At 61.0% G+C, this 21961-nt stretch carries 20 protein-coding genes; all 20 read right to left on the reverse strand.

Going from position 1 to position 21961, the window contains the following annotated elements:
• Window positions 1-119 precede the first annotated feature (119 nt).
• Window positions 120-1850 carry an AMP-binding protein gene (locus NOV72_RS07270; RefSeq protein ID WP_106853918.1) on the reverse strand — a complete coding sequence of 577 codons (1731 nt, stop codon included), beginning with the start codon at window positions 1848-1850 and terminating at the stop codon, window positions 120-122.
• 276 nt (window positions 1851-2126) lie between these two features.
• On the reverse strand, window positions 2127-2552 hold the full coding sequence (locus tag NOV72_RS07275) for a F0F1 ATP synthase subunit epsilon (RefSeq protein WP_029672474.1): 426 nt from the start codon (window positions 2550-2552) through the stop codon (window positions 2127-2129).
• A 74-nt stretch (window positions 2553-2626) separates the two neighbouring features.
• Window positions 2627-4021 (reverse strand): F0F1 ATP synthase subunit beta, encoded by a 1395-nt coding sequence (atpD, locus tag NOV72_RS07280; RefSeq protein ID WP_061132486.1) that lies wholly within the window; start codon window positions 4019-4021, stop codon window positions 2627-2629.
• 44 nt (window positions 4022-4065) lie between these two features.
• Window positions 4066-4950 carry a F0F1 ATP synthase subunit gamma gene (atpG, locus tag NOV72_RS07285; RefSeq protein ID WP_106853919.1) on the reverse strand — a complete coding sequence of 295 codons (885 nt, stop codon included), beginning with the start codon at window positions 4948-4950 and terminating at the stop codon, window positions 4066-4068.
• Window positions 4951-5012: 62 nt separating this feature from the next.
• Complete coding sequence (atpA, locus tag NOV72_RS07290) at window positions 5013-6554, reverse strand: F0F1 ATP synthase subunit alpha (protein ID WP_061116587.1); 1542 nt, start codon at window positions 6552-6554, stop codon at window positions 5013-5015.
• A 58-nt stretch (window positions 6555-6612) separates the two neighbouring features.
• Window positions 6613-7155, reverse strand: coding sequence for a F0F1 ATP synthase subunit delta (locus tag NOV72_RS07295; protein ID WP_106853920.1), 543 nt, complete (start codon window positions 7153-7155; stop codon window positions 6613-6615).
• 2 nt (window positions 7156-7157) lie between these two features.
• Window positions 7158-7628, reverse strand: a complete 471-nt coding sequence (locus NOV72_RS07300) for a F0F1 ATP synthase subunit B (RefSeq protein ID WP_035499354.1) — start codon at window positions 7626-7628, stop codon at window positions 7158-7160.
• A gap of 135 nt (window positions 7629-7763) precedes the next feature.
• Complete coding sequence (atpE, locus tag NOV72_RS07305; RefSeq protein WP_007180033.1) at window positions 7764-8033, reverse strand: F0F1 ATP synthase subunit C; 270 nt, start codon at window positions 8031-8033, stop codon at window positions 7764-7766.
• Window positions 8034-8122: 89 nt separating this feature from the next.
• Window positions 8123-8974 (reverse strand): F0F1 ATP synthase subunit A, encoded by an 852-nt coding sequence (gene atpB, locus NOV72_RS07310; protein WP_106853921.1) that lies wholly within the window; start codon window positions 8972-8974, stop codon window positions 8123-8125.
• Window positions 8975-9151: 177 nt separating this feature from the next.
• A complete protein-coding gene (locus tag NOV72_RS07315; protein WP_106853922.1) occupies window positions 9152-9685 on the reverse strand; it encodes an ATP synthase subunit I in 534 nt (177 codons plus the stop codon).
• Window positions 9686-9907: 222 nt separating this feature from the next.
• Window positions 9908-11044 carry an SLC13 family permease gene (locus tag NOV72_RS07320; protein ID WP_106853923.1) on the reverse strand — a complete coding sequence of 379 codons (1137 nt, stop codon included), beginning with the start codon at window positions 11042-11044 and terminating at the stop codon, window positions 9908-9910.
• 10 nt (window positions 11045-11054) lie between these two features.
• Window positions 11055-11957 (reverse strand): ParB/RepB/Spo0J family partition protein, encoded by a 903-nt coding sequence (locus NOV72_RS07325; RefSeq protein WP_106853924.1) that lies wholly within the window; start codon window positions 11955-11957, stop codon window positions 11055-11057.
• A gap of 46 nt (window positions 11958-12003) precedes the next feature.
• Window positions 12004-12783 (reverse strand): ParA family protein, encoded by a 780-nt coding sequence (locus NOV72_RS07330; RefSeq protein ID WP_106853925.1) that lies wholly within the window; start codon window positions 12781-12783, stop codon window positions 12004-12006.
• 77 nt (window positions 12784-12860) lie between these two features.
• Window positions 12861-13526, reverse strand: coding sequence for a 16S rRNA (guanine(527)-N(7))-methyltransferase RsmG (gene rsmG / locus NOV72_RS07335; protein WP_106853926.1), 666 nt, complete (start codon window positions 13524-13526; stop codon window positions 12861-12863).
• Window positions 13523-15487 carry a tRNA uridine-5-carboxymethylaminomethyl(34) synthesis enzyme MnmG gene (mnmG, locus tag NOV72_RS07340; protein ID WP_106853927.1) on the reverse strand — a complete coding sequence of 655 codons (1965 nt, stop codon included), beginning with the start codon at window positions 15485-15487 and terminating at the stop codon, window positions 13523-13525. Before mnmG ends, rsmG begins: the two co-directional genes overlap by 4 nt.
• 155 nt (window positions 15488-15642) lie before the next feature.
• Window positions 15643-16389, reverse strand: a complete 747-nt coding sequence (locus tag NOV72_RS07345; protein WP_106853928.1) for an ABC transporter ATP-binding protein — start codon at window positions 16387-16389, stop codon at window positions 15643-15645.
• On the reverse strand, window positions 16389-18161 hold the full coding sequence (locus NOV72_RS07350; protein ID WP_106853929.1) for a branched-chain amino acid ABC transporter ATP-binding protein/permease: 1773 nt from the start codon (window positions 18159-18161) through the stop codon (window positions 16389-16391). The genes NOV72_RS07345 and NOV72_RS07350 overlap by 1 nt, the downstream gene beginning before the upstream one ends.
• Before the next feature lie 4 nt (window positions 18162-18165).
• Window positions 18166-19221: a branched-chain amino acid ABC transporter permease gene (locus NOV72_RS07355; RefSeq protein ID WP_106853930.1), complete on the reverse strand. Its 1056-nt coding sequence runs from the start codon at window positions 19219-19221 to the stop codon at window positions 18166-18168.
• Between the two features lie 119 nt (window positions 19222-19340).
• Window positions 19341-20510, reverse strand: a complete 1170-nt coding sequence (locus NOV72_RS07360; protein WP_106853931.1) for an ABC transporter substrate-binding protein — start codon at window positions 20508-20510, stop codon at window positions 19341-19343.
• Window positions 20511-20747: 237 nt separating this feature from the next.
• Window positions 20748-21881: an ABC transporter substrate-binding protein gene (locus NOV72_RS07365; protein WP_245932941.1), complete on the reverse strand. Its 1134-nt coding sequence runs from the start codon at window positions 21879-21881 to the stop codon at window positions 20748-20750.
• Window positions 21882-21961 lie beyond the last annotated feature (80 nt).

The raw sequence follows: 21961 nt of genomic DNA on the forward strand, positions 1-21961 counted from the left end.
TTCGCCTGGACAAACGTTTGCGTTCTTTGAGAGATTAGGGACAGACGTTTCATCCAATGACAGAAGGGAGCGCCGCTGCGCTCCCTTCGTCGTTTCCGTGCGTTGAACTGCTGCGAAATTCAGGCTGTCTTGGCCTCCGCGAGCTTAAGTTCGTCGATCATGCGCGCCCGCATTACGAATTTCTGCGCCTTGCCGGTGACGGTCATCGGCAATTCGTCGACGAAGCGGATATAGCGCGGAATCTTGTAATGCGCGATCTGCCCCTGGCAGAAGTCGCGGATTTCCTCTTCGCTCGCCTGCTCGCCCGGACGCACGACGATCCACGCACACACTTCCTCGCCGTATTTCTGATCCGGCACGCCGAACACCTGCACCGACTGGATCTTCGGATGGCGGAACAGGAATTCCTCGATCTCGCGCGGATAGATGTTCTCGCCGCCGCGAATCAGCATGTCCTTCAGGCGGCCGACGATGTTGCAGTAGCCTGCTTCATCGATCGTCGCGAGGTCGCCGGTGTGCATCCAGCCATCGACGATCGCCTCGCGCGTCTTGGCTTCGTCGCCCCAGTAGCCTTTCATCACCGAGTAGCCGCGCGTGCAAAGTTCGCCCGTCTCGCCGACGGGCACGATGTTCCCCAACGGATCGACGATCTTCACCTCGAGATGCGGCTGGATCTGCCCGACGGTCGTCGTGCGCTTGTCGAGCGGATCGGTGGTCGAACTCTGGAACGACACCGGGCTCGTCTCCGTCATGCCGTACGCGATCGTGATCTCGCTCAGATGCATCTTCGACACGACGCGCTTCATCGTTTCGATCGGGCACGGCGAGCCCGCCATGATGCCGGTGCGCAGCCGGCTCAAATCGTACTTCGCGAAGTCGGGATGATCGAGTTCGGCGATGAACATCGTCGGCACGCCGTGCAGCGCGGTGCATTTCTCCTCGTGAACGGCGGCGAGCGTCGCGGCGGGATCGAACGCTTCGCCCGGGAAAACCATCGCGCAGCCGGTCGACACGCACGCGAGCACCGCCAGCACCATGCCGAAGCAGTGATAAAGCGGCACCGGAATGCAGAGCGAATCCTGCTCGGTGAGACGCATCGCCATCGCGATATAGCGCGCGTTGTTGACGACGTTCCGATGCGTCAGCGTCGCGCCCTTCGGGTTGCCGGTCGTGCCGCTCGTGAACTGGATGTTGATCGCGTCGTCCGGATCGAGCTTTGCTTCGAGCGCGTCGAGCGGCGCCGCGTCGAGTTGATCGCGGCCTTGGCGCATCACATCGTCGAAGTTGAGCATACCGGGCGTCTTGCCCTCGCCCATGCGGATAACCGTTCGCAATTCCGGCAGCTTCGCGGCGTCGAGCGCGTTCGGCGCGGCGTCCGCGAGTTCGGGCGCGAGCGTCTGCAACATCTCCAGATATTTCGACGTCTTGAAATGCTCCGCCGCGATGATCGCCTTGCAGCCGACCTTGTTCAGCGCATATTCGAGTTCGGCGAGCCGGTACGCCGGATTGATGTTGACCAGCACCGCGCCCATGCGCGCGGTGGCGAACTGCGTGAGCAGCCACTCGACGCGATTCGGCGACCAGATGCCGACGCGATCGCCGGCCTCGATGCCGAGGGCGAGCAGTCCGCTCGCGAGCACATCGACTTCGTGCGCGAACTGGCGCCAGGTCCAGCGGATGTTCTGCTCGCGGAACACCACGGCAGGCCGGTCCGGAGAACGGCTCGCGGTTTCGAGAAGAAAGCGCGAAACGGTTGCGTCGCTGAGCGGAATGTCGGTCGCGCCGCGAACATGGGAAATGCCGTCGCGCGGTTCGATCTGCGCGCCGGACTGCGTCGGTTCAGTTGCCATCGATGGTCTCCGCCAATATGAATCGCCGCCCGATGAAGGCTAATTGGAGGCTATTGTGCATCGCGAAGACGCGTGCGGGCATTGAGTGTTTCCCCGCAACGCTGTTGGAGGGCAATCGGTAAATGCTATCTTAATCAGTGAGTTACGCTCGAGCCGACAGCCGCACACACAACCGATATGCACTTTTGCCCGCGCGGTTTGCCGATTTGGAGCACAAAAAAAGCAGCCCGAAGGCTGCTTTCCTTGAACTGCTGAACGCCGCTTGGCGCGTCACGCTTAGTGCTTCGCGTGCGCCTTGCGCAGACGTTGAATTGCCGCGAGCTGTGCCGTCGCATACGCGAGTTCCGCTTGCGCGGTCGCGTACTCGAGCTCCGAGGTGTTGTTCTGAATCGCTTCCTCGGCACGCTTCTTGGCCTGCTCGGCCTTCGCTTCGTCGAGATCGGCGCCGCGGATGGCCGTATCGGCGAGCACGGTCACGATGCCCGGCTGAATTTCGAGAATCCCGCCTGCAACGAACACGAACTCTTCCGAGCCGTCTTCCGCCTCGATGCGCACCGCGCCCGGACGAATGCGCGTGATGAGCGGCGTGTGACCGGGCAGAATGCCCAACTCACCCGCTTCGCCCGGCAGCGCGACGAACTTCGCCTGGCCCGAGAAGATCTGCTCTTCCGCGCTGACGACGTCTACCTTGATGGTTGCCATTTATGTCGACTCCTGGTTGAGCGTAATTGGACGCCGAATCTGCGATTCAGCGTCCGCTTGGTTACACCCGACCTTTACTGGATCTTCTTGGCCTTTTCGAAGGCTTCGTCGATCGTGCCGACCATGTAGAACGCCTGCTCCGGCAGATGATCGCACTCGCCTTCGACGATCATCTTGAAGCCACGAATGGTTTCCTTCAGCGGCACGTACTTGCCCGGCGAACCCGTGAACACTTCAGCGACGTGGAACGGCTGCGACAGGAAACGCTGGATCTTACGCGCGCGCGCGACCGACAGCTTGTCTTCCGGCGACAGTTCGTCCATGCCCAGAATCGCGATGATGTCGCGCAGTTCCTTGTAGCGCTGCAGCGTTTGCTGCACGCCGCGCGTGATCGAGTAGTGCTCTTCGCCGATCACGTTCGGGTCGATCTGACGCGAGGTCGAATCGAGCGGGTCCACTGCCGGATAAATACCGAGCGATGCGATATCACGCGACAACACGACGGTTGCGTCCAGGTGGCCGAAGGTCGTAGCCGGTGACGGGTCGGTCAAGTCATCCGCAGGGACGTACACGGCCTGAACCGACGTGATCGAGCCGGTCTTGGTCGACGTGATGCGCTCTTGCAGCTTGCCCATTTCTTCAGCCAGCGTCGGCTGATAGCCCACTGCCGAAGGCATACGGCCGAGCAGAGCGGACACTTCCGTACCCGCCAGCGTGAAACGATAGATGTTGTCGACGAAGAACAGCACGTCGAGGCCTTCGTCACGGAAGTGCTCGGCCATCGTCAGACCGGTCAGCGCGACGCGCAGACGGTTGCCCGGCGGCTCGTTCATCTGGCCGTACACCAGCGCGACCTTGTCGAGAACGTTCGAGTCCTTCATTTCGTGATAGAAGTCGTTCCCTTCACGGGTACGCTCACCCACACCCGCGAACACGGAGTAACCGCCGTGCTCCTTCGCGATGTTGTTGATGAGTTCCATCATGTTCACGGTCTTGCCCACGCCTGCACCGCCGAACAGACCCACCTTGCCGCCCTTCGCGAACGGGCAGATCAGGTCGATAACCTTGATGCCGGTTTCGAGCAGTTCCGTCGACGGCGACAACTCGTCGAACGCCGGAGCTTGCTGGTGGATCGAACGCGTCGTTTCCGAGCTGATCGGACCGGCTTCGTCGATAGGACGGCCGAGCACGTCCATGATGCGGCCGAGCGTCGGCTTGCCGACCGGCACGCTGATGGGCTTGCCCGTGTTCTTGACCATCGTGCCGCGGCGCAGACCGTCGGATGCACCCAGACAGATGGTGCGCACCACGCCGTCGCCCAGCTGCTGCTGGACTTCGAGCGTCAGTTCGGTGCCTTCCAGAATGAGCGCGTCGTAGATCTTCGGCATTTGCGCACGCGGGAATTCCACGTCGATAACGGCGCCGATGCACTGTACGATCTTGCCTTCTACCAAAGCAGTAGTACTCATCGCATTTCCTTTAGATACTGTGTTCTTTCAAGCGGTCAGCAAAATCAGACCGCTGCGGCGCCGCCGACGATTTCCGACAATTCTTTCGTAATCGCGGCCTGGCGGCTCTTGTTGTAGACGAGCTGCAGTTCGTTGATCACGGTCTTCGCGTTGTCCGACGCGGCCTTCATCGCGACCATGCGCGCCGATTGCTCCGACGCCATGTTTTCCGCGACCGCCTGATACACGAGCGCTTCGACGTAGCGCACGAGCAGCTCGTCCACCACGGTTTGCGCGTCCGGCTCGTAGATGTAGTCCCACGAGGTCTTCGGCGTGTCACCGTCGTCGTCCTTCGCGTCGAGTTCATCCACCGACAACGGCAGCAGTTGCTCGATCACCGCTTCCTGCTTCATCGTGTTGATGAAGCGCGTGTACGCCAGGTAGACCGCGTTGATCTTGCCTTCCGAATACAGGTCGAGCTGCACCTTGATCGCGCCGATCAGCTTTTCCAGATGCGGCGTGTCGCCCAATTGCGTGACGTGCGACACGACATTGGCCTTCAGGCGATTCAGGAACCCGAGACCCTTGCCGCCGATCGCCGATGCTTCGATCTTGACGCCGTCTTGATCGAGTTCCTTGATCTTGTTCAGCGACGCACGCAGGATGTTCGTGTTCATGCCGCCGCACAGACCCTTGTCGGTCGTGACGAGGATCAGGCCAGCCGTCTTCACGCCCTTGTTCTCGACCATGAACGGATGGCGATACTCGGGGTTCGCACGGCTCATGTGCGATGCGATTGCGCGGACCTTGTCGGCATACGGACGGGCGGAACGCATGCGCTCCTGGGCGCGGCGCATTTTCGATGCGGCGACCATTTCCATCGCTTTCGTGATCTTGCGCGTGTTCTGCACGCTCTTGATCTTGCCGCGAATTTCCTTCATTCCAGCCATTGCTTACTCCTTGATCGAAGCCGCGCGAAGCGTATGCCTCGCGCGATGCCTCTCTATCCCGATCAATAAGCGCCCGACTTCTTGAAGTCCTTCAGCGCGGCATGCAGTGCGCCTTCGTCGTCCTTCGACAAGTCTTTATTGTCTTCGATGCGCTTAATCAGATCGCCGTGGCTGGTCTTCAGGAATTCGCGCATGCCCTTTTCGAACGGCAGAACTTGCGAGACTTCGAGATCGTCCAGATAGCCGTTGTTCGCTGCGAACAGCGCGACAGCCAGTTCCCACACTTGCAGCGGCTGATACTGCGGCTGCTTCAGCAGTTCCGTCACGCGGCGGCCGCGCTCGAGCTGCTTGCGGGTGGCTTCGTCGAGGTCCGAAGCGAACTGTGCGAACGCCGCCAGTTCACGATACTGCGCGAGGTCGGTACGGATACCGCCCGACAGCTTCTTGATGACCTTGGTCTGAGCCGCACCACCGACGCGCGACACCGACACGCCCGCGTTGATAGCAGGGCGGATACCGGCGTTGAACAGGTCGGTTTCGAGGAAGATCTGGCCGTCGGTAATCGAGATCACGTTCGTCGGAACGAACGCGGTCACGTCGCCGGCTTGCGTTTCGATGACGGGCAGCGCCGTCAGCGAGCCGCTCTTGCCCTTGACTTCACCGTTGGTGAACTTCTCGACGTACTCTTCCGAGACGCGAGCCGCACGCTCGAGCAGACGCGAGTGCAGATAGAACACGTCACCCGGATACGCTTCGCGGCCAGGCGGACGGCGCAGCAGCAGCGAAATCTGGCGATACGCCCACGCTTGCTTGGTCAAATCGTCATAAACGATCAGCGCATCTTGGCCGCGGTCGCGGAAGTATTCGCCCATCGTGCAGCCGGCGTACGGTGCGAGGTATTGCATCGCGGCCGATTCCGAAGCCGAAGCCGCCACGACGATGGTGTAAGCCATCGCGCCGGTTTCTTCGAGCTTGCGCACCACGTTCATGATCGACGAAGCCTTCTGGCCGATCGCGACGTAGATACAGATGAGGTCCTTGCCCTTCTGGTTGATGATCGCGTCGACGGCCACCGCGGTCTTGCCGCACTGACGGTCGCCGATGATCAGCTCACGCTGGCCACGGCCGATCGGCACCATCGAGTCGATCGACTTCAGACCCGTTTGCACCGGCTGCGACACCGACTTACGCCAGATCACGCCCGGAGCGATCTTTTCGATGGCATCGGTTGCCTTCGCGTTGATCGGGCCCTTGCCGTCGATCGGGTTGCCGAGCGCATCGACCACACGGCCGATGAGTTCCGGACCGACCGGCACTTCGAGAATGCGGCCCGTCGTCTTGACGATGTCGCCTTCCGAAATGTGCTCGTATTCACCGAGAATAACGGCGCCGACCGAGTCACGTTCGAGGTTCAGCGCGAGGCCGAAGGTGTTGCCCGGGAATTCGAGCATTTCGCCCTGCATCACGTCCGACAGGCCGTGGATACGCACGATACCGTCGGTCACGGAGATCACGGTGCCCTGGTTGCGAACGTCCGCGCTCGCTTCAAGGCCCTGGATCCGGCTCTTGATCAGCTCGCTGATCTCAGAGGGATTGAGTTGCATTATTCGCTCCTGATAGTCAATTCTGTTGCGTGCCAGCTTGAGACACGGTTGAGCGCACTTAGGCGGTCAGAGCCGTCTGCATGCTGGCGAGGCGCGCGCGGACCGAGGTATCGAGCACTTCGTCGCCAACCGTCACGCGAACGCCGCCGATCAGCGACGGATCGACTTCGACGATCGGTTTCAGCTTGCGCTGGAACTTGCGTTCGAGGCTTGCAACGAGGTCGTTCAACTGTTCGCCTTCGAGGGGAAACGCGCTCACGATGTGAGCATCGGCAGCACCTTCACGGGCGTTCTTCAGCTCGTCGAACTGGACGGCGATTTCCGGCAGCAGCGGCAGGCGATGGTTCTCGACCAGCATGCCGACGAAGTTCTTCGCCTGCGCATTGCCTTGAGCCAACGGCGACTTCACTGCGGCGAGCAGGAGATCGACGATCTGCTGTCGGCTCACCTTCGGGCTCGAAGCGACCGTTTCCACTTCGGGCAGACGCGCAACCTGTGCCAGCTCCTCGACGAAGGTGGACCAGCCCGCGAGATCGCCGGTTTCGGCTACGCGGAACAGCGCTTCTGCGTAAGGACGAGCGATGGTTGCAAGTTCGGCCATGATCAGAGCTCGGTTTTGAGTTGATTCAGCAGATCGGCGTGAGCCTTCTGATCGACTTCGCGCTTCAGAATTTGCTCCGCGCCCTTGACGGCCAGCGCCGCGACTTCGGCGCGCAGCGTTTCACGCGCCTTCACGACTTGCTGGTCGGCGTCCGCCTTGGCTTGCGCGACGATGCGCGCGGCTTCGGCTTGAGCGTTGGCCTTGATTTCTTCTGCGACTGCGGCTGCGCGCTTTTCGGCGTCGGCGATGCGTTGCTGGCCGTCGTTGCGCGCCTGCGCGAGTTCCTGGTCGACGCGCTTGTGCGCAGCTTCGAGTTCCGCTTTGCCCTTGTCGGCGGCGGCGAGGCCGTCGGCAATCTTCTTCGAGCGCTCGTCGAGGGCGTTGATCAACGGCGGCCACACGAACTTCATCGTGAACCACGCGAGGATCAGAAACACGACCATTTGCGCAAACAGGGTTGCGTTGAGATTCACGGTGTTTCCTTAAACGTTGCTTGATCGGAGGTGAAACGGTTAAAAGGCGCTCATCGGCTTGTTGAGCTCGATCAGCGCCTCACCCGTTCCGTTCAGGCGTCTTTAAAAGTCAGACGCACAGAGTTCCGAGGAACCTCAGCCTGCGAGCTTCGAGAGCAGCGGGTTCGCGAACGCAAACAGCATTGCCACACCAACGCCGATCAGGAACGCCGCGTCGATCAGACCAGCCAGCAGGAACATCTTGGTCTGCAGCGGGTTCATCAGTTCCGGCTGGCGGGCGCATGCTTCGATGTACTTGCCGCCCATCAGACCGATACCGATACAGGCGCCGATTGCACCCAGGCCGATGATGATGCCGATACCGATGGCGGTCAGACCCTGGATGTTGGCGATGAAAGCTTGCATGATCACTCCTTTGATTAAAGACTTTGGAACTGGATTTATAAAAAGCGAAAACCTAAAACCTGAACGATTCCGGAACGTGCCGCAACGCGTCAGTGTGAGTCATGCGCCTGGCCGATATACACCAGCGTCAGCATCATGAAAATGAACGCCTGCAACAGCACGATCAGAATGTGGAAGATCGCCCAAACCGTGCCCGCGACCACATGGCCGAGGAAACCGAGCACAGAAGCGTCCGCACCGAACGTCCACATGCTGCCCAGAAGGGCGATCAGGAGGAACAGCAGTTCGCCGGCGTACATGTTGCCGAAAAGCCGCATGCCGAGCGAAACCGTCTTGGCGACGAACTCGATGATGTTCAGCGCGAGGTTCGGAATCCACAGGAGCGGATGCGCGCCAAACGGAGCGGACAGCAGCTCATGCACGAAGCCGCCGGCGCCCTTGATCTTGAAGTTGTAGTAGATCATCAGCACGAACACGCCGAGCGCGATGCCGATGGTGCCGTTGAGGTCGGCCGTCGGCACGATGCGATGATGCGGCAGCGCTTCCGACAGACCCAGCCAGCCGATGATGCGGCCCGGCAGATCAACGGGGATGAAGTCGAGCGAGTTCATCAGGGCGACCCAGACGAACACGGTCAGCGCGAGCGGAGCGATGAAGCGGCGGCTGCCGTGGATCATCGACTTCGACTGGTCTTCGACCATTTCGACCAGCATCTCGATGGCGCACTGGAAACGTCCGGGAACACCGGAAGTCGCCTTGCGTGCGGCAAGTCCGAGAATGACGATGGTCAGGACACCGCACACGATCGACCAGAACAGCGTGTCGAGATTCCAGACGTGAATATCGAAAATCGACGTCTGTGCGTGCGTGGAAAGATTCTGCAAGTGGTGCGCAATGTACTCGGACGGATCCAGAGCGTGCGTTCCTTCGCTAGCTGCCATATCGTTAAAGCCACCCAAATTGTCAAAAATCTTTCGCCGCCTGTCGATTCCGAGCCGCCGCTTCGCGTTGCGGCTCCGGGTCGAGAGGCCCGAGTGCGGAACGAAATCCGCACCTGTTCAAACGTGATGCTACGTACAACTCGTGCTGAAGGCACTTACCTGGGACGTCAAGAATCGTCACCGTAGCGCCATTGCAACCCAGTAAGTCTTCAGAGCGACGATGTACGTGACGAGCAGCGGCAACCACAACGCGCTCTTGTACAAGTACGCGATGGCCACGAACATGGCGATCGTCGCTCCCATCTTGAGCGCCTCGCCGATCATCCAGCTCATGATCGTCTCCGCGCCGCTCTTTGCTCTCAGGCGCGCGGCGAACAGAGCGCTCGGCACCCAGCAGATTGCTCCCCCCAGAAATGCGGACAGCGCAGCATCGCCCGGCGGCTTGTAGAACAGCCACCACAACAGCGTCGCACCCAGGGACAAAACCATTTGCGCTGCCACCACCTTAAACGGCGTGACACGCGATGGACGACTCACCTCGGGCCCAAACAGCTTCTGTGCCTGATCCCGCGTGAGCGGAACGATATTGTTATCTTGCGCTGCGGCATCCCACGCTTCGGCAGACGAACTGCGCGGCTGATTTCCGGAGGCGTTTGCGTCACCGGTTGCGTGAGCGTCCGGCGCTCGACTTTCTCCTCGCACCGTCTTCAAACCTTCAACCAAGAGTCCGGGAAATCACCTTGCGCTTTCGCTGCGCTTTCGAGGTGGCCTAGCTGATAAATCCGGGCGATTGTAAGCGATTGTTGTCGCGGATTCAATAGTTTAGGTGCGTCAAAAGCCAAGCGGACGAACCTTAAAAATCGGTCTCAAAAGCGAGACTTTTCTTGCAATTGCAAGGAGAGTTTCAATCGATGGAAGAGACGTCGCCGAGCATCAAACGAGCGCCCAGCCAATGAACATTGCCACGATCCAGAATGGGATCGACACCATGTGAAACGGCATCCACATTCCCTTTTCACCCGACAGCCGCACGGCGATGAGATTCGCCAGCGAACCGATCGCGACGCCGAAGCCCCCGACGCTGACGCCGAACGCGAGCGCGCGCCAGTCCTTGGAAAACTCCGCGAGAACGATGGCCGCCGGCACGTTGCTGATCGCTTGCGAAAGCACGGCGCCGGCCGCATACGCGCGCGTCGGCGTGCCGATACCGATCTGGGAGATGGCCGCGTGAATCGACGGCAACGCGGCCGCGCTGCGCAACACGATGAACATCATCACGAAGATGAGCAGCAACAGCCAATCGATCTTGAATACGACCTCGCGACGCCACAGAAGAAAGAGTGTCGCGAGCACGGCGAGCGCCGGACCGGCGTGATGCGCGTCGGCGAGCGCCACGAACGCGGCGAACGCAAGCACACTCACGCCACACAGGAGGCGATCGACGCGATGCGCTTCGACATCGCCGGACAGATCGAGCGGTTCGGCACGGAACATCGCGAACGTGACGATTGCGAGCAGCGCCATCAACGCGGCGCACAGCGGCAGCATCGCCCATACGAACGCCGGGAAGCCGACCCCGCTGGTCTGCCATAGAAAGAGGTTCTGGGGATTGCCGAGCGGCGTGAGAATCGACCCCGCGTTGACCGCGAGCGCGATCACGATGACGAGCCGCTTGATCGGCAGCGGTGCGAGCTTGTGCAGCGACAACGCGAGCGGCACGACCGCGAAGAGTGCGACGTCGTTGGTCAGCACCGTCGAAAGCCCCGCAGCGAGCGCCACGAGCAGCAATGCCAGCGTCCGCTCGCCGTGAATGTGATGCACGAGCCGATGCGCCGCCCACATCAGGAATCCTGATAATTCGATCGCTTTGGTCAGAATCAGGAGTCCCGCGAGCGTGAGGACCGTCTGCCAGTCGACAAGACCGGGCAGCGACATCCACGGACGCGGATGCGCAATCTGGAGCACGACGAGAGCGAGGACGAGGATCGCGAGAACCGGTTCTTTCGAGACGGCTCTCCAGATGCGCGCGAGAAGGTCGGAACGTGTGCGCTTGGCGTTGAACTCGGACAAGATGCGCGAATCAGGCTGCCGGAGTCGGCGTTTCGATGCTGCCGCGCAGCTTGGTCAAGATGCCTTCGAGCGAGTCGAGATTGCCGAAATCGATCGTGACTTTGCCGCGCCCTCGTCCGCCCAGTTTGATCTTGACGTTCGCGGAAAGTAGATCCGACAACTCTTCTTCCAGACGGCGCGTATCACGTCCGCCGTCGTTTGCGGCGCGTGCTTTTGTCGCAGGTGCTTCCTTGGTCGTTGCCGCGACCAGGCGCTCGGTTTCACGAACCGACAAGCGACGATTGACGACGTGATTCGCAAGCTGAATCTGCGTCGCCGCATCGACGGCGAGCAGCGCGCGCGCATGGCCCATGTCGAGATCGCCGGCGAGGAGCATCGTCTGCACGGGCGTCGCGAGGTTCAGCAGGCGCAACAGGTTCGATACCGCGCTGCGCGAGCGCCCAACGGATTCGGCTGCCTGCTCGTGCGTGAAGCTGAATTCGTCGAGCAGACGCTGGATGCCCTGCGCCTCTTCCAGCGGATTGAGGTCTTCGCGCTGAATATTCTCGATCAGCGCCATCGCGGCGGCGGCCTGATCTGGCACGTTTTTCACCAGAACCGGTACTTCATCGAGGCCGGCAAGGCGCGCAGCACGGAAACGTCGCTCGCCCGCGATGATTTCATAGCGATCGTCGCCGACCGTGCGCACGAGAATGGGCTGCATCAGACCCTGCGCGCGAATGCTTGCGGCCAACTCCTGCAGCGCGCCCTCGTCCATTCGTGTGCGCGGTTGATACTTGCCGGCCTGCAATTTATCGAGCGACAACACCGAGGGCAAGCCCTCGCCGCGCACGGCTTCCGTAATGTCGACGCTGCCGCCGAGCAATGCATCCAGGCCGCGGCCCAGACCTTTTTTCTTCATCACAGCGCTCATTTTCGGTTCCTCCGTCGGCGTTCGCTGCCGCATCGAATGGTTTTGCTCAGTTCACGTTGAGCGCGCGCACACGCTCGATCATTTCCGTGCCGAACTGGATATACGCCTGCGCGCCGCGCGACGACTTGTCGAACACGACGCCCGGCAGCCCATAGCTCGGCGCTTCGGCGAGGCGCACATTGCGCGGAATCACAACGTCGAACAACTTGCTGCCAAAGTGTTCCTTCAATTGGTCCGACACTTGCTGCTGCAGCGTAATTCGGGGATCGAACATCACGCGCAACAGGCCGATGACCTTCAGGTCGCGATTCAGATTCGCGTGCACCTGCTTGATGGTGTTGACGAGATCCGACAGCCCTTCCAGCGCGAAGTATTCGCACTGCATCGGAATCACGACGCCGTGCGCCGCGCACAGCGCGTTGAGCGTCAGCAGGGAAAGTGCCGGGGGGCAATCGATCAACACAAAGTCATAGTCATCGACTACTTCGGCGATTGCCGCCCGAAGAATGCCCTCGCGATTGTCCATCTCCACGAGTTCGACTTCGGCGCCCGCCAGTTCGCGGTTTGCCGGCAGCACGTCGTATCCGACCGCTTCCGGGCGCGTGCGCGCCTCGCGCAGCGTGACGCCATCGACGAGCACTTCATAGATGGTGTTCTCGCACGCGGCCTTGTTGATGCCACTGCCCATGGTCGCATTGCCCTGCGGGTCCAGGTCGATTAGCAGCACGCGCTGACCGAGCCCCGCGAGGCTGGCCGCGAGATTGACCGCCGTCGTGGTCTTTCCAACGCCGCCCTTCTGATTTGCGACGCAGAAGATTTTTGCCATCGTTTAGTGTCCTCGTTTCTTCGCTGTCAGAAGATCAGCGTACCTGGAATGCCTGATGGAAACCGTACAGCGGACCGTCAAACCGACTCGACGACAATCTCGACAAGGTGGCGCTCCGCATCGAGCATCGGAACATTCAGGCGCTCGATGCCAAGCACCTTAGCCCCGGCCGGCACGCTCGCCGCTTCGGCTTCGGGCCTCACACCTTTCATCGCCAGAATTCGTCCATTGTCGGCAACCAGATGACGCGCAAGTGTAACGAAATCGGAGAGCTCTGCGAATGCGCGCGACACGATTAAATCGAATTTTCCCGGCACTTCGACTCCCGTACGTAAACTTTCGACTCGACCGGTGACGACCGACAGATTGTTCAGACCCAACTGCACCTTCGCTTGCGACTGAAACGCAGTTTTCTTATGAACGATGTCGTTGAGCGTGACGTGCAACTCGGGCAATGCAATCGCCAGTACGATGCCCGGCAGACCGCCGCCAGAGCCGACGTCCAGCAGCGTTTTCGGGTTGCGCGCGGCTACGGCGGGAACAATCGTGAGCGAATCCAGAATGTGCTGGATCAGCATCTGATGCGGATCGCGGATCGCCGTCAGGTTATAGACGGAGTTCCATTTGCCGAGCAGCGCGACATATTCGAGAAGCTTCTGAATTTGCGACGACGACAGCGCAATGTCGAGTTCGGCGACGCCCTTTTCGAGCGTCGTCGCCAGGGATAAATTGCGCTCCGTCATTGAACCGCCGTCGGGCTGCCGGTTGCGGAATCATCGCCAGCCGCATTGCGACCGCGACGGCCGGCGCCGCGCTTCAGATGGACCATGAGAAGCGATATTGCAGCGGGCGTGATGCCCGAGATGCGCGAAGCCTGCCCGATCGTCTCCGGGCGATGCTGGATCAGCTTCTGACGGGCCTCGAAGGACAAGCCACGGACTTCGTTGTAGTCGAGTGCGTCCGGCAAACGCGTATTTTCCTGCGCACCATTCCGCACGATTTCGTCTGCCTGGCGATCGATATAGCCTTGATACTTCACGCCAATCTCGATCTGCTCCTTGATCTGCGCGAGCAGCACGGGATCGTCCGCGAGAGATGCATCGGGACCGCAGGCTCCATCGCGAAGCGAACAGATACCGTCGTATGAAACGCCGGGACGCCGCAGGAGATCGGCGAGGCTGTATTCGTGATCGATTGGTTTTCCGAGCAATGCCGTCGCTTCTTCGGCTGGCAGGGTCTTCGGATTCACCCACGTCGAGCGAAGACGCTGTGTTTCACGTGAAACAGCGTCGCGTTTGCGGCTGAATGCGTCCCAGCGGACGTCGTCGATGATGCCCAATTCGCGCCCGATCTCCGTCAGCCGCATATCGGCATTGTCTTCGCGCAGCGAGAGGCGATATTCAGCGCGACTCGTGAACATCCGGTACGGCTCCGATACCCCACGCGTCACAAGATCATCGACGAGAACGCCCAAATACGCCTGATCCCGGCGCGGCGACCACGCCTCCTTCCCGCGAACTTGCAGACCGGCGTTGATACCTGCCAATAATCCCTGCGCGGCGGCCTCTTCATAGCCCGTCGTGCCGTTGATCTGACCAGCGAAGAACAGTCCGTTGATCGCCTTCGTTTCGAGCGACGCCTTCAGCGCGCGCGGATCGAAGTAGTCGTATTCGATCGCGTAACCAGGGCGCAGGATGTGCGCGTGTTCGAGGCCGCGCATCGAACGGACGAGTTCGAGCTGAACATCGAACGGAAGACTGGTGGAAATGCCGTTCGGATAGAACTCGTTCGTCGTCAGTCCCTCCGGCTCAAGAAAAATCTGGTGCGCGTCTTTCGAAGCAAAACGATGAATCTTGTCTTCGATCGACGGGCAATAACGCGGCCCGACGCCCTCGATCACGCCCGTATACATCGGCGAACGATCAAGTCCAGAGCGAATGATGTCGTGCGTCTGCGCATTCGTATGCGTCACCCAGCACGGCACCTGCCGCGGATGCTGCTCCACACGCCCAAGGAACGAGAACACCGGGATAGGATCGAGGTCGCCCGGCTGCTCTTCGAGCTGGGAAAAATCGATCGTACGGCCATCGATACGCGGCGGCGTGCCCGTCTTAAGTCGGCCTTGCGGCAGCTTCAACTCTTTGAGGCGTGCCGAAAGCGAAACCGCAGCAGGATCCCCCGCCCGTCCGCCGACGTAGTTATTCAAACCGACGTGGATCTTCCCGTCCAGGAAAGTGCCTGCGGTCAGAACAACGGCGCGAGCGCGGAAGCGAAGCCCGACTTGCGTCACGGCGCCGACAACGCGATCGCCCTCGACCATCAAATCGTCTACAGCTTGCTGAAACAACCACAAGTTCGGCTGGTTTTCGAGACGATGCCGGATCGCCTGCTTGTACAGAATCCGATCCGCCTGCGCGCGCGTTGCACGGACGGCCGGCCCTTTCGACGAGTTGAGAATGCGAAACTGGATGCCCGATTCGTCCGTCGCCGCAGCCATTGCGCCGCCGAGCGCGTCGACTTCCTTGACGAGATGGCCTTTGCCGATTCCGCCAATCGACGGATTGCAGCTCATCTGGCCCAACGTCTCGATGTTGTGTGTCAAAAGGAGCGTTTTACAGCCCATACGCGCGGAGGCGAGCGCCGCCTCCGTGCCCGCGTGACCGCCGCCGACGACGATCACATCAAATTCTGTGGGATAAAGCATTGGGATTTCGTGTGCGAACGACACGAACCTGAAGAGAGAATAGCTTTGGATTATAACGGCTTCTTTCCCCTCGAATTCCGACCGATCGGCCGAAGGCGAAAAAAAGGCGTGTTTCACGTGAAACACGCCTCGTGTCGGCAACCGATCTACAGCGCTTATGCGACTTTCTTTGTCAGACCGAGATAGGTTTCGATGACCTGCGGATTGTGCTGAAGCGCATCCGCATTTCCTTCCAGCCCGAACTCGCCCGTCTCAATGACGTATCCATAGTCGGAAATCTGCAGAGCCGCACGTGCGTTCTGCTCGATCAAAAGCGTTGCGACGCCTGTCTGCCGAAGCGCGCTGATGATGTGGAAAATCTCCTTCACGATCAACGGCGCGAGCCCGAGGCTCGGCTCATCGAGCATGAGAAGTTGCGGCTTTCCCATCAATGCACGACCGACGGCAAGCATTTGCCTCTCTCCGCCAGACAGCGTTCCGGCCGCTTGCTTCCGCCGCTCCTTTAATCGCGGAAAAAGCTCGAACACGTGATCCAGTTGATCGAGAAAGTTTCGCTCGCCCGCCTTCTTGCGCCGATAAGCGCCGAGCACAAGATTGTCCTCCACCGTCATCGACGCGAACAGCTCGCGCTTTTCCGGCACCAGGCACATTCCACGTGAAACACGACGCTCGATCGCCAGCGCGGACACATCTTCGCCGAGATAACGTACGACGCCTTTCGCGTGCCCCGTTTGCGGTAACGCGCCCATGATCGCATTGAGAAGCGTCGATTTTCCCGCGCCGTTCGGTCCGATGACCGAAACGATTTGCCCCGCGCCAACAGTCAACTTGCCATCGTGCAATGCTTCAACCTTGCCGTAGCGTACGGACAACCCTTCCACTTGCAGAATCCAATCCGCCATCACTCCACCCCGCCGAGATATGCCTCGAGAACCGCCGGATCCTTCTGGACTTCCGTCGGCAATCCTTCCGCGATCTTCGTTCCGAATTCCATCACGACGAGCCGATCGGTCAGATTCATCACGAAGTCCATGTCGTGCTCGACCAGAAGAATGCTCATTCCCTCGGCGCGCAGTTTTCTCAGCAAATCGGCCAATTGCAGCTTTTCCTGATAACGCAGCCCTGCCGCCGGTTCGTCGAGCAGCAGCAGCGTGGGGTCGCAGCACAGCGCGCGGGCGATCTCGAGAATCCGCTGCTGACCCAGCGCGAGGCTGCCCGCTTCGCTATAGATATGCTTCTCCAGACCGACGCGCTTGATCTGCCTCGCTGCCTCAGCCATCAATCTCGCCTCTTCGGCCGCGTTCAATCGCACGACGCTACGCCAGACGCCAGTGTTGCCACGCAAATGCGCGCCGATCGCCACGTTCTCCAGCACGGTCATTCCGGGCAGCATCTTGACGTGCTGAAAAGTCCGTCCGATGCCGCGCTTGACGATTTCACGCGAGGTCAGCTTTTCGATCCGTTCACCGTGAAAACTGATTGCGCCACTCGTCGCCTGGAGCACGCCGGTGACGAGATTGAACGTCGTGGACTTTCCGGCGCCATTCGGCCCGATCAACCCGATAATCTCGCCCGCCTTCACTTCGAAACTCACATCGTTGACCGCGACGAGTCCGCCGAACTGCTTGCGCGCCTTTTCGACCACCAGCAAGCGTTCGCCCGCGCTCGGTTTGCTGCGCTGCGGCAAGACATCTTCATGATTCGGAACATGCGCACGCGGTCCGCGCGGAAAGAGCCGCGCCACGAAAGGCCACACGCCCTGCCGCGCGTATTGCAGCAGCAACACCATCACCACGCCGAACACGATGATCTCAAAATTGCCGTTCGCGCCGATCAGCTTGGGCAGCAGCGTTTGAAGATAGTCCTGCAGAACGGTGAGGATCGTCGCGCCGAGAATCGCACCCCAGACGTGCGAAACGCCGCCGACCACAGCCATGAACAGGAACTCGATGCCGTGATTCAACCCGAACGGCGTCGGGTTCACCGCACGCTGCAAATGGGCGTACAGGAAGCCGGAAACGGCCGCCAGAACCGCTGCGTAGATGAAGATGACCACGCGCATCCAGGCGGTGTTGACGCCCATCGCTTCGGCCATCGTGCTGCCGCCACGCAGCGCGCGGATCGCACGCCCCGGACGACTATTAAGCAGATTCTGAACGGAAATCACCGCGAGCAAGACCACGACCCAGATCAGGTAATAGATGCTGCGGCCCGATTCGAGCTCCCAACCGAATACGTTGAGCACGGGAATCCCGTTGATGCCGTCGTATTTGCCGAGCAACTCCATATTGCCGAACAGGTAGAACAGCGATAGCCCCCACGCGATCGTCCCGAGCGGCAGGAAGTGCCCGGAGAGTCGCATCGTGATGAGTCCGAGCAGCAGCGCGATGAACGCCGTCAGCACGACACCCGCAATCAGCGCGAGCCACGGCGAGACGCCATAGCGCGTGGTCAGGAAGGCCGTCGCATACGCGCCCACGCCGACGAACGCGGCCTGTCCGAAACTCGTCATTCCGCCGATGCCAGTGAGCAACACGAGTCCGATCGCGACGATCGAATACAGGCCGATGTAGTTCAGCAGCGTGATCCAGTACTCGGGCACGGCAACCGGCCCAGGCAGAATCGGCAGCGCGAAGACGATCAGCAGAAAGATCCAGAAAGAACGGAATTTCATCGGCTCACTCCTCGTCTTCATCCGAATGCGGGCTTGCCAGGCTTCGCCATAGCAGGACCGGAATAATCAACGTGAAGACGATCACCTCCTTGTACGCGCTCGCCCAGAACGACGAATACGATTCGAGCAGACCCACGAGCAGCGAGCCCGCCGCCGCGAGCGGATAGCTCACCAGACCGCCTACGATGGCGCCCACGAAGCCCTTCAGACCGATCAGGAAGCCCGAGTCGTAGTAGATGGTCGTGATCGGCGCCACGAGCACGCCGCACAGCGCGCCCAGGCCCGCCGCGAGCGTGAACGCGAGGCGGCCAGCCTGCGTCGTGCCGATGCCGACGAGCCGCGCGCCCAGCCGGTTCACCGACGTCGCGCGCAAGGCCTTGCCGGAGATCGAGCGATCGAAGTAGAAGTACAGCGCGACGATCAGCACGACGGCCGTGCCGACGACCCACACGCTCTGCCCGGAAATCGACACGCTGCCGAGGTTGAACGTGGCGTCCGAAAACGCGGTCGTGCGCGAGCCTTCCGCGCCGAACATCACGAGCCCGAGGCCGACCATCGCGAAATGCACCGCCACCGCCACGATCAACAGCAACAGCGTGCTCGCCTCCGCGATCGGCTCATAGGCGAGGCGATAGACGAACGGCCCCATCGGCACGACGATCAAGAGCGTGAGCGCGATCTGCACGACCATCGGCAGAGGCTGTGCGAACGTCGCCTGCGTGATGCCCCAAACCGCGAGGGGAAACAGCAGATACTTGCCCGCCAGCACGGCGAGCAAGCGCGCGATCTGGTGATAACGCGCAGGATGCCGAACGATGCCAGCAAGTTCGGCGACAAAGCAGCCGACGCCCATCGCGATGAGCAAATAGCAGGTCGCGGGCAGCTTCTGCGTTTGCAGCGCCGCCAGTGTGAGCGCGCCATACGCAACGAACTCGCCCTGCGGAATGAAAATGACGCGTGTCACGGAAAACACGAGCACCAGAGCGAGCGCGAGCAAGGCGTAGATCGCGCCCGTGGTGATCCCGTCCTGCGCGAGGATCGCCGCAATCGATAAGTCCATACTTCCTCTTCGGAGCTTCTTGTGAAACATGGTCAAGCGGCGCGCCGTTGCCGGTGCGCCGCCTGTTCTACGAGACCATCTCGAAAATAAAAAACGAGACCGCGCGTCTCACGCGCCGCTTAGTCGTTCAGCAACTTCCACTTGCCGTCCACGATTTGCACCATCACGCGCGCGCGAGTGTCGAAGCCGTTGTGATCGGTCGGCGTCATGTTCATGATGCCGTGCGACACCGGCAAGTCCTTCAGGTTTTCCAGCGCGGCGCGCAGCGCTTCGCGGAATTCCGGCGTGCCCGGCTGGCCCTTCTTGAGCGCCTCGGGAATCGCGCGCTGGAGCATCTGGCCCGCGTCCCACGCATGTCCGCCGAACGTGGACAGCGAACCCGCGCCGTACGCCTTCTCATACGCGTCCTTGTACGCCGCCGACGACTTCTTCACCGGATTGCTGTCCGGCAACTGCTCGGTCACGAGTACCGGACCCGCGGGCAGAATCTCGCCCTCGCAGTCCTTGCCGCACACGCGCAGGAAGTCGTTATTGGCGACGCCATGCGTCTGATAGACCTTGCCCTTGTAGCCGCGCTCCTTCAGCGCCTTCGCCGGCAGCGCGGACGGCGTGCCCGCGCCCGCGATCAGCACCGCGTCCGGGTTCGCGCCCATCGTCTTCAGAACCTGGCCGGTCACGGACGTGTCCGTGCGGTTATAGCGCTCGTTCGTGACGATCTTCAGCTTGTGCGCCGCCGCTGCCGTGTTGAAGACGTTGTACCAGCCGTCGCCGTAGGCATCCGCGAAGCCGATGAAGCCCACCGTCTTCACGCCGTGCTTCTCCATGTAGTTCGCGATCGCATCGGCCATCAGCGCATCGTTTTGCGGCGTCTTGAAGACCCAAGCCTTTTTTGCATCCATCGGCGCGATGATCGCGGCGGACGCGGCCATCGAGATCATCGGCGTCTTGCCGGCGGCGGCGGGATCGATCATCGCGAGCGAGTTCGGTGTGACCGTCGAGCCGACGATCGCATCGACGTGATCTTCGTCGATCAGCTTGCGCGTGTTCTGCACGGCGCGGCTCGTGTCGGAACCGTCGTCGAGCACGATCCATTCGACCGACTTCCCGCCGATTTCCTTCGGCAACAGCGCGACGGTATTTTTCTCGGGAATCCCGAGCGATGCGGCCGGTCCCGTCGCCGAGAGCGTCACGCCGATCTTCACCTGAGCGAACGCCGCGCCCGACGCAAGCACGCTGCCCGCGATGGCGAGCGCGACGCCCGTCTTCATCCATGCCTTCTTCGTTTTCATTGCTTGTCTCCAAACGCGCACACTGGCGGTGCGTTGCTGCGAGTTGTTATTAATGCGACTTCGAGGCCGACCAAAGAGCCGCCTCAATCTATTTACCGCGTTACTGCGTGCCAAGGCTGGTTTTCCCTGACCGTTGCGCCCTCTTCTTTGCTACGGGCTGCTACTGCACCGCGCAGAAAAAAGGCGCGTCCGAAACGACGCGCCTTTGTTCTCCGGATCGGTTCGCATGCGATTCCGTCAGTTGCCCGCGAGCTTCCACTTGCCGCCGACGATCTCCACCATGACGCGCGCGCGCTGGTCCAGTCCGGAGTGATCGTTGGGGCTCATGTTGAAGATTCCGTGCGACGCAGGCAGATTCTTGGTCTCTTCGATGGCCGCGCGCAACGCCTCGCGAAACGCCGGCGTGCCCGGCTGGCCCTTCTTCAATGCGACGGGAATCGCGCGCTGCAGGATGAGGCCCGCGTCCCATGCGTGGCCGCCGAACGTCGAAACCGATCCTGCGCCGTTCGCGCCTTCATAGGCCTTTTTGTACGTGAGCGCGGCCTGCTTCACGGGATTGCTGTCCGGCAACTGCTCCGCGACGAGCAATGGGCCCGCAGGCAGGAAGGTGCCTTCGCAATCCTTGCCGCATACGCGCAGGAAGTCGTTATTGGCGACGCCGTGCGTCTGATAGACCTTGCCCTTGTAGCCGCGCTCCTTGAGCGTCTTCTGCGGCAGCGCGGCCGGCGTGCCCGCGCCCGCGATCAGCACCGCGTCCGCGTTCTGCGACATCATCTTGAGCACCTGGCCCGTCACCGATGCATCGTTGCGCGCGAAACGCTCGTTCGCGACGATCTTCAGCTTCGCGAGATCCGCCGCCTTCGAGAATTCCTTGAACCAGCTTTCGCCGTAAGCGTCGGAAAAGCCGATGAACGCGACCGTCTTCACGCCATGATTCGACATGTGTTGCGCGATCGCCGTGGCCATCAGAATGTCGTTCTGCGGCGTCTTGAAGACCCACGCGCGCTTGCTGTCCATCGGTTCGACGATGCTCGCGGCCGCGGCCATGGAGATCATCGGCGTGTGCGTTTCAGCGGCGATGTCGATCATGGCGAGCGAATTCGGCACGACCGTCGAACCGACGAGCGCATCGACATGATCTTCGCTCGTCAGCTTGCGCGCGTTTTTCACGGCCTGAGTTGAATCGGTGGCGTCGTCGAGGACGATGTATTCCACCTTCTGCCCCGCGACTTCCTTCGGCAACAAAGCAACCGTGTTCTTCTCCGGAATGCCGAGCGAGGCTGCCGGACCCGTCGCCGAGACCGTCACGCCGATTTTCACGTCCGCCAAAACCTGATTGCTGAATAACGCCGATAATGCCGCGACGGCCATTGCGACCGCCTTGCCGCGTGAAACCCACTTCATTGATTTGCGCCCCGTAAATCGTGTTTCTGCGTGAAGAATTGCCAGCG

Source organism: Caballeronia novacaledonica (assembly GCF_900258035.1).
Taxonomy (GTDB): domain Bacteria; phylum Pseudomonadota; class Gammaproteobacteria; order Burkholderiales; family Burkholderiaceae; genus Caballeronia; species Caballeronia novacaledonica.

What these genes read in the sequence shown, in the direction of transcription:
- NOV72_RS07355 (WP_106853930.1), bottom strand. Translation starts at nt 19,221, where the DNA reads ATGGACTTATCGATTGCGGCGATCCTCGCGCAGGACGGGATCACCACG.
- NOV72_RS07325 (WP_106853924.1), bottom strand. Translation starts at nt 11,957, where the DNA reads ATGAGCGCTGTGATGAAGAAAAAAGGTCTGGGCCGCGGCCTGGATGCA.
- atpD (WP_061132486.1), bottom strand. Translation starts at nt 4,021, where the DNA reads ATGAGTACTACTGCTTTGGTAGAAGGCAAGATCGTACAGTGCATCGGC.
- NOV72_RS07275 (WP_029672474.1), bottom strand. Translation starts at nt 2,552, where the DNA reads ATGGCAACCATCAAGGTAGACGTCGTCAGCGCGGAAGAGCAGATCTTC.
- NOV72_RS07345 (WP_106853928.1), bottom strand. Translation starts at nt 16,389, where the DNA reads ATGGCGGATTGGATTCTGCAAGTGGAAGGGTTGTCCGTACGCTACGGC.
- atpE (WP_007180033.1), bottom strand. Translation starts at nt 8,033, where the DNA reads ATGCAAGCTTTCATCGCCAACATCCAGGGTCTGACCGCCATCGGTATC.
- NOV72_RS07295 (WP_106853920.1), bottom strand. Translation starts at nt 7,155, where the DNA reads ATGGCCGAACTTGCAACCATCGCTCGTCCTTACGCAGAAGCGCTGTTC.
- atpA (WP_061116587.1), bottom strand. Translation starts at nt 6,554, where the DNA reads ATGCAACTCAATCCCTCTGAGATCAGCGAGCTGATCAAGAGCCGGATC.
- NOV72_RS07360 (WP_106853931.1), bottom strand. Translation starts at nt 20,510, where the DNA reads ATGAAAACGAAGAAGGCATGGATGAAGACGGGCGTCGCGCTCGCCATC.
- NOV72_RS07270 (WP_106853918.1), bottom strand. Translation starts at nt 1,850, where the DNA reads ATGGCAACTGAACCGACGCAGTCCGGCGCGCAGATCGAACCGCGCGAC.
- NOV72_RS07350 (WP_106853929.1), bottom strand. Translation starts at nt 18,161, where the DNA reads ATGAAATTCCGTTCTTTCTGGATCTTTCTGCTGATCGTCTTCGCGCTG.
- atpB (WP_106853921.1), bottom strand. Translation starts at nt 8,974, where the DNA reads ATGGCAGCTAGCGAAGGAACGCACGCTCTGGATCCGTCCGAGTACATT.
- mnmG (WP_106853927.1), bottom strand. Translation starts at nt 15,487, where the DNA reads ATGCTTTATCCCACAGAATTTGATGTGATCGTCGTCGGCGGCGGTCAC.
- atpG (WP_106853919.1), bottom strand. Translation starts at nt 4,950, where the DNA reads ATGGCTGGAATGAAGGAAATTCGCGGCAAGATCAAGAGCGTGCAGAAC.
- NOV72_RS07330 (WP_106853925.1), bottom strand. Translation starts at nt 12,783, where the DNA reads ATGGCAAAAATCTTCTGCGTCGCAAATCAGAAGGGCGGCGTTGGAAAG.
- NOV72_RS07365 (WP_245932941.1), bottom strand. Translation starts at nt 21,881, where the DNA reads ATGGCCGTCGCGGCATTATCGGCGTTATTCAGCAATCAGGTTTTGGCG.
- rsmG (WP_106853926.1), bottom strand. Translation starts at nt 13,526, where the DNA reads ATGACGGAGCGCAATTTATCCCTGGCGACGACGCTCGAAAAGGGCGTC.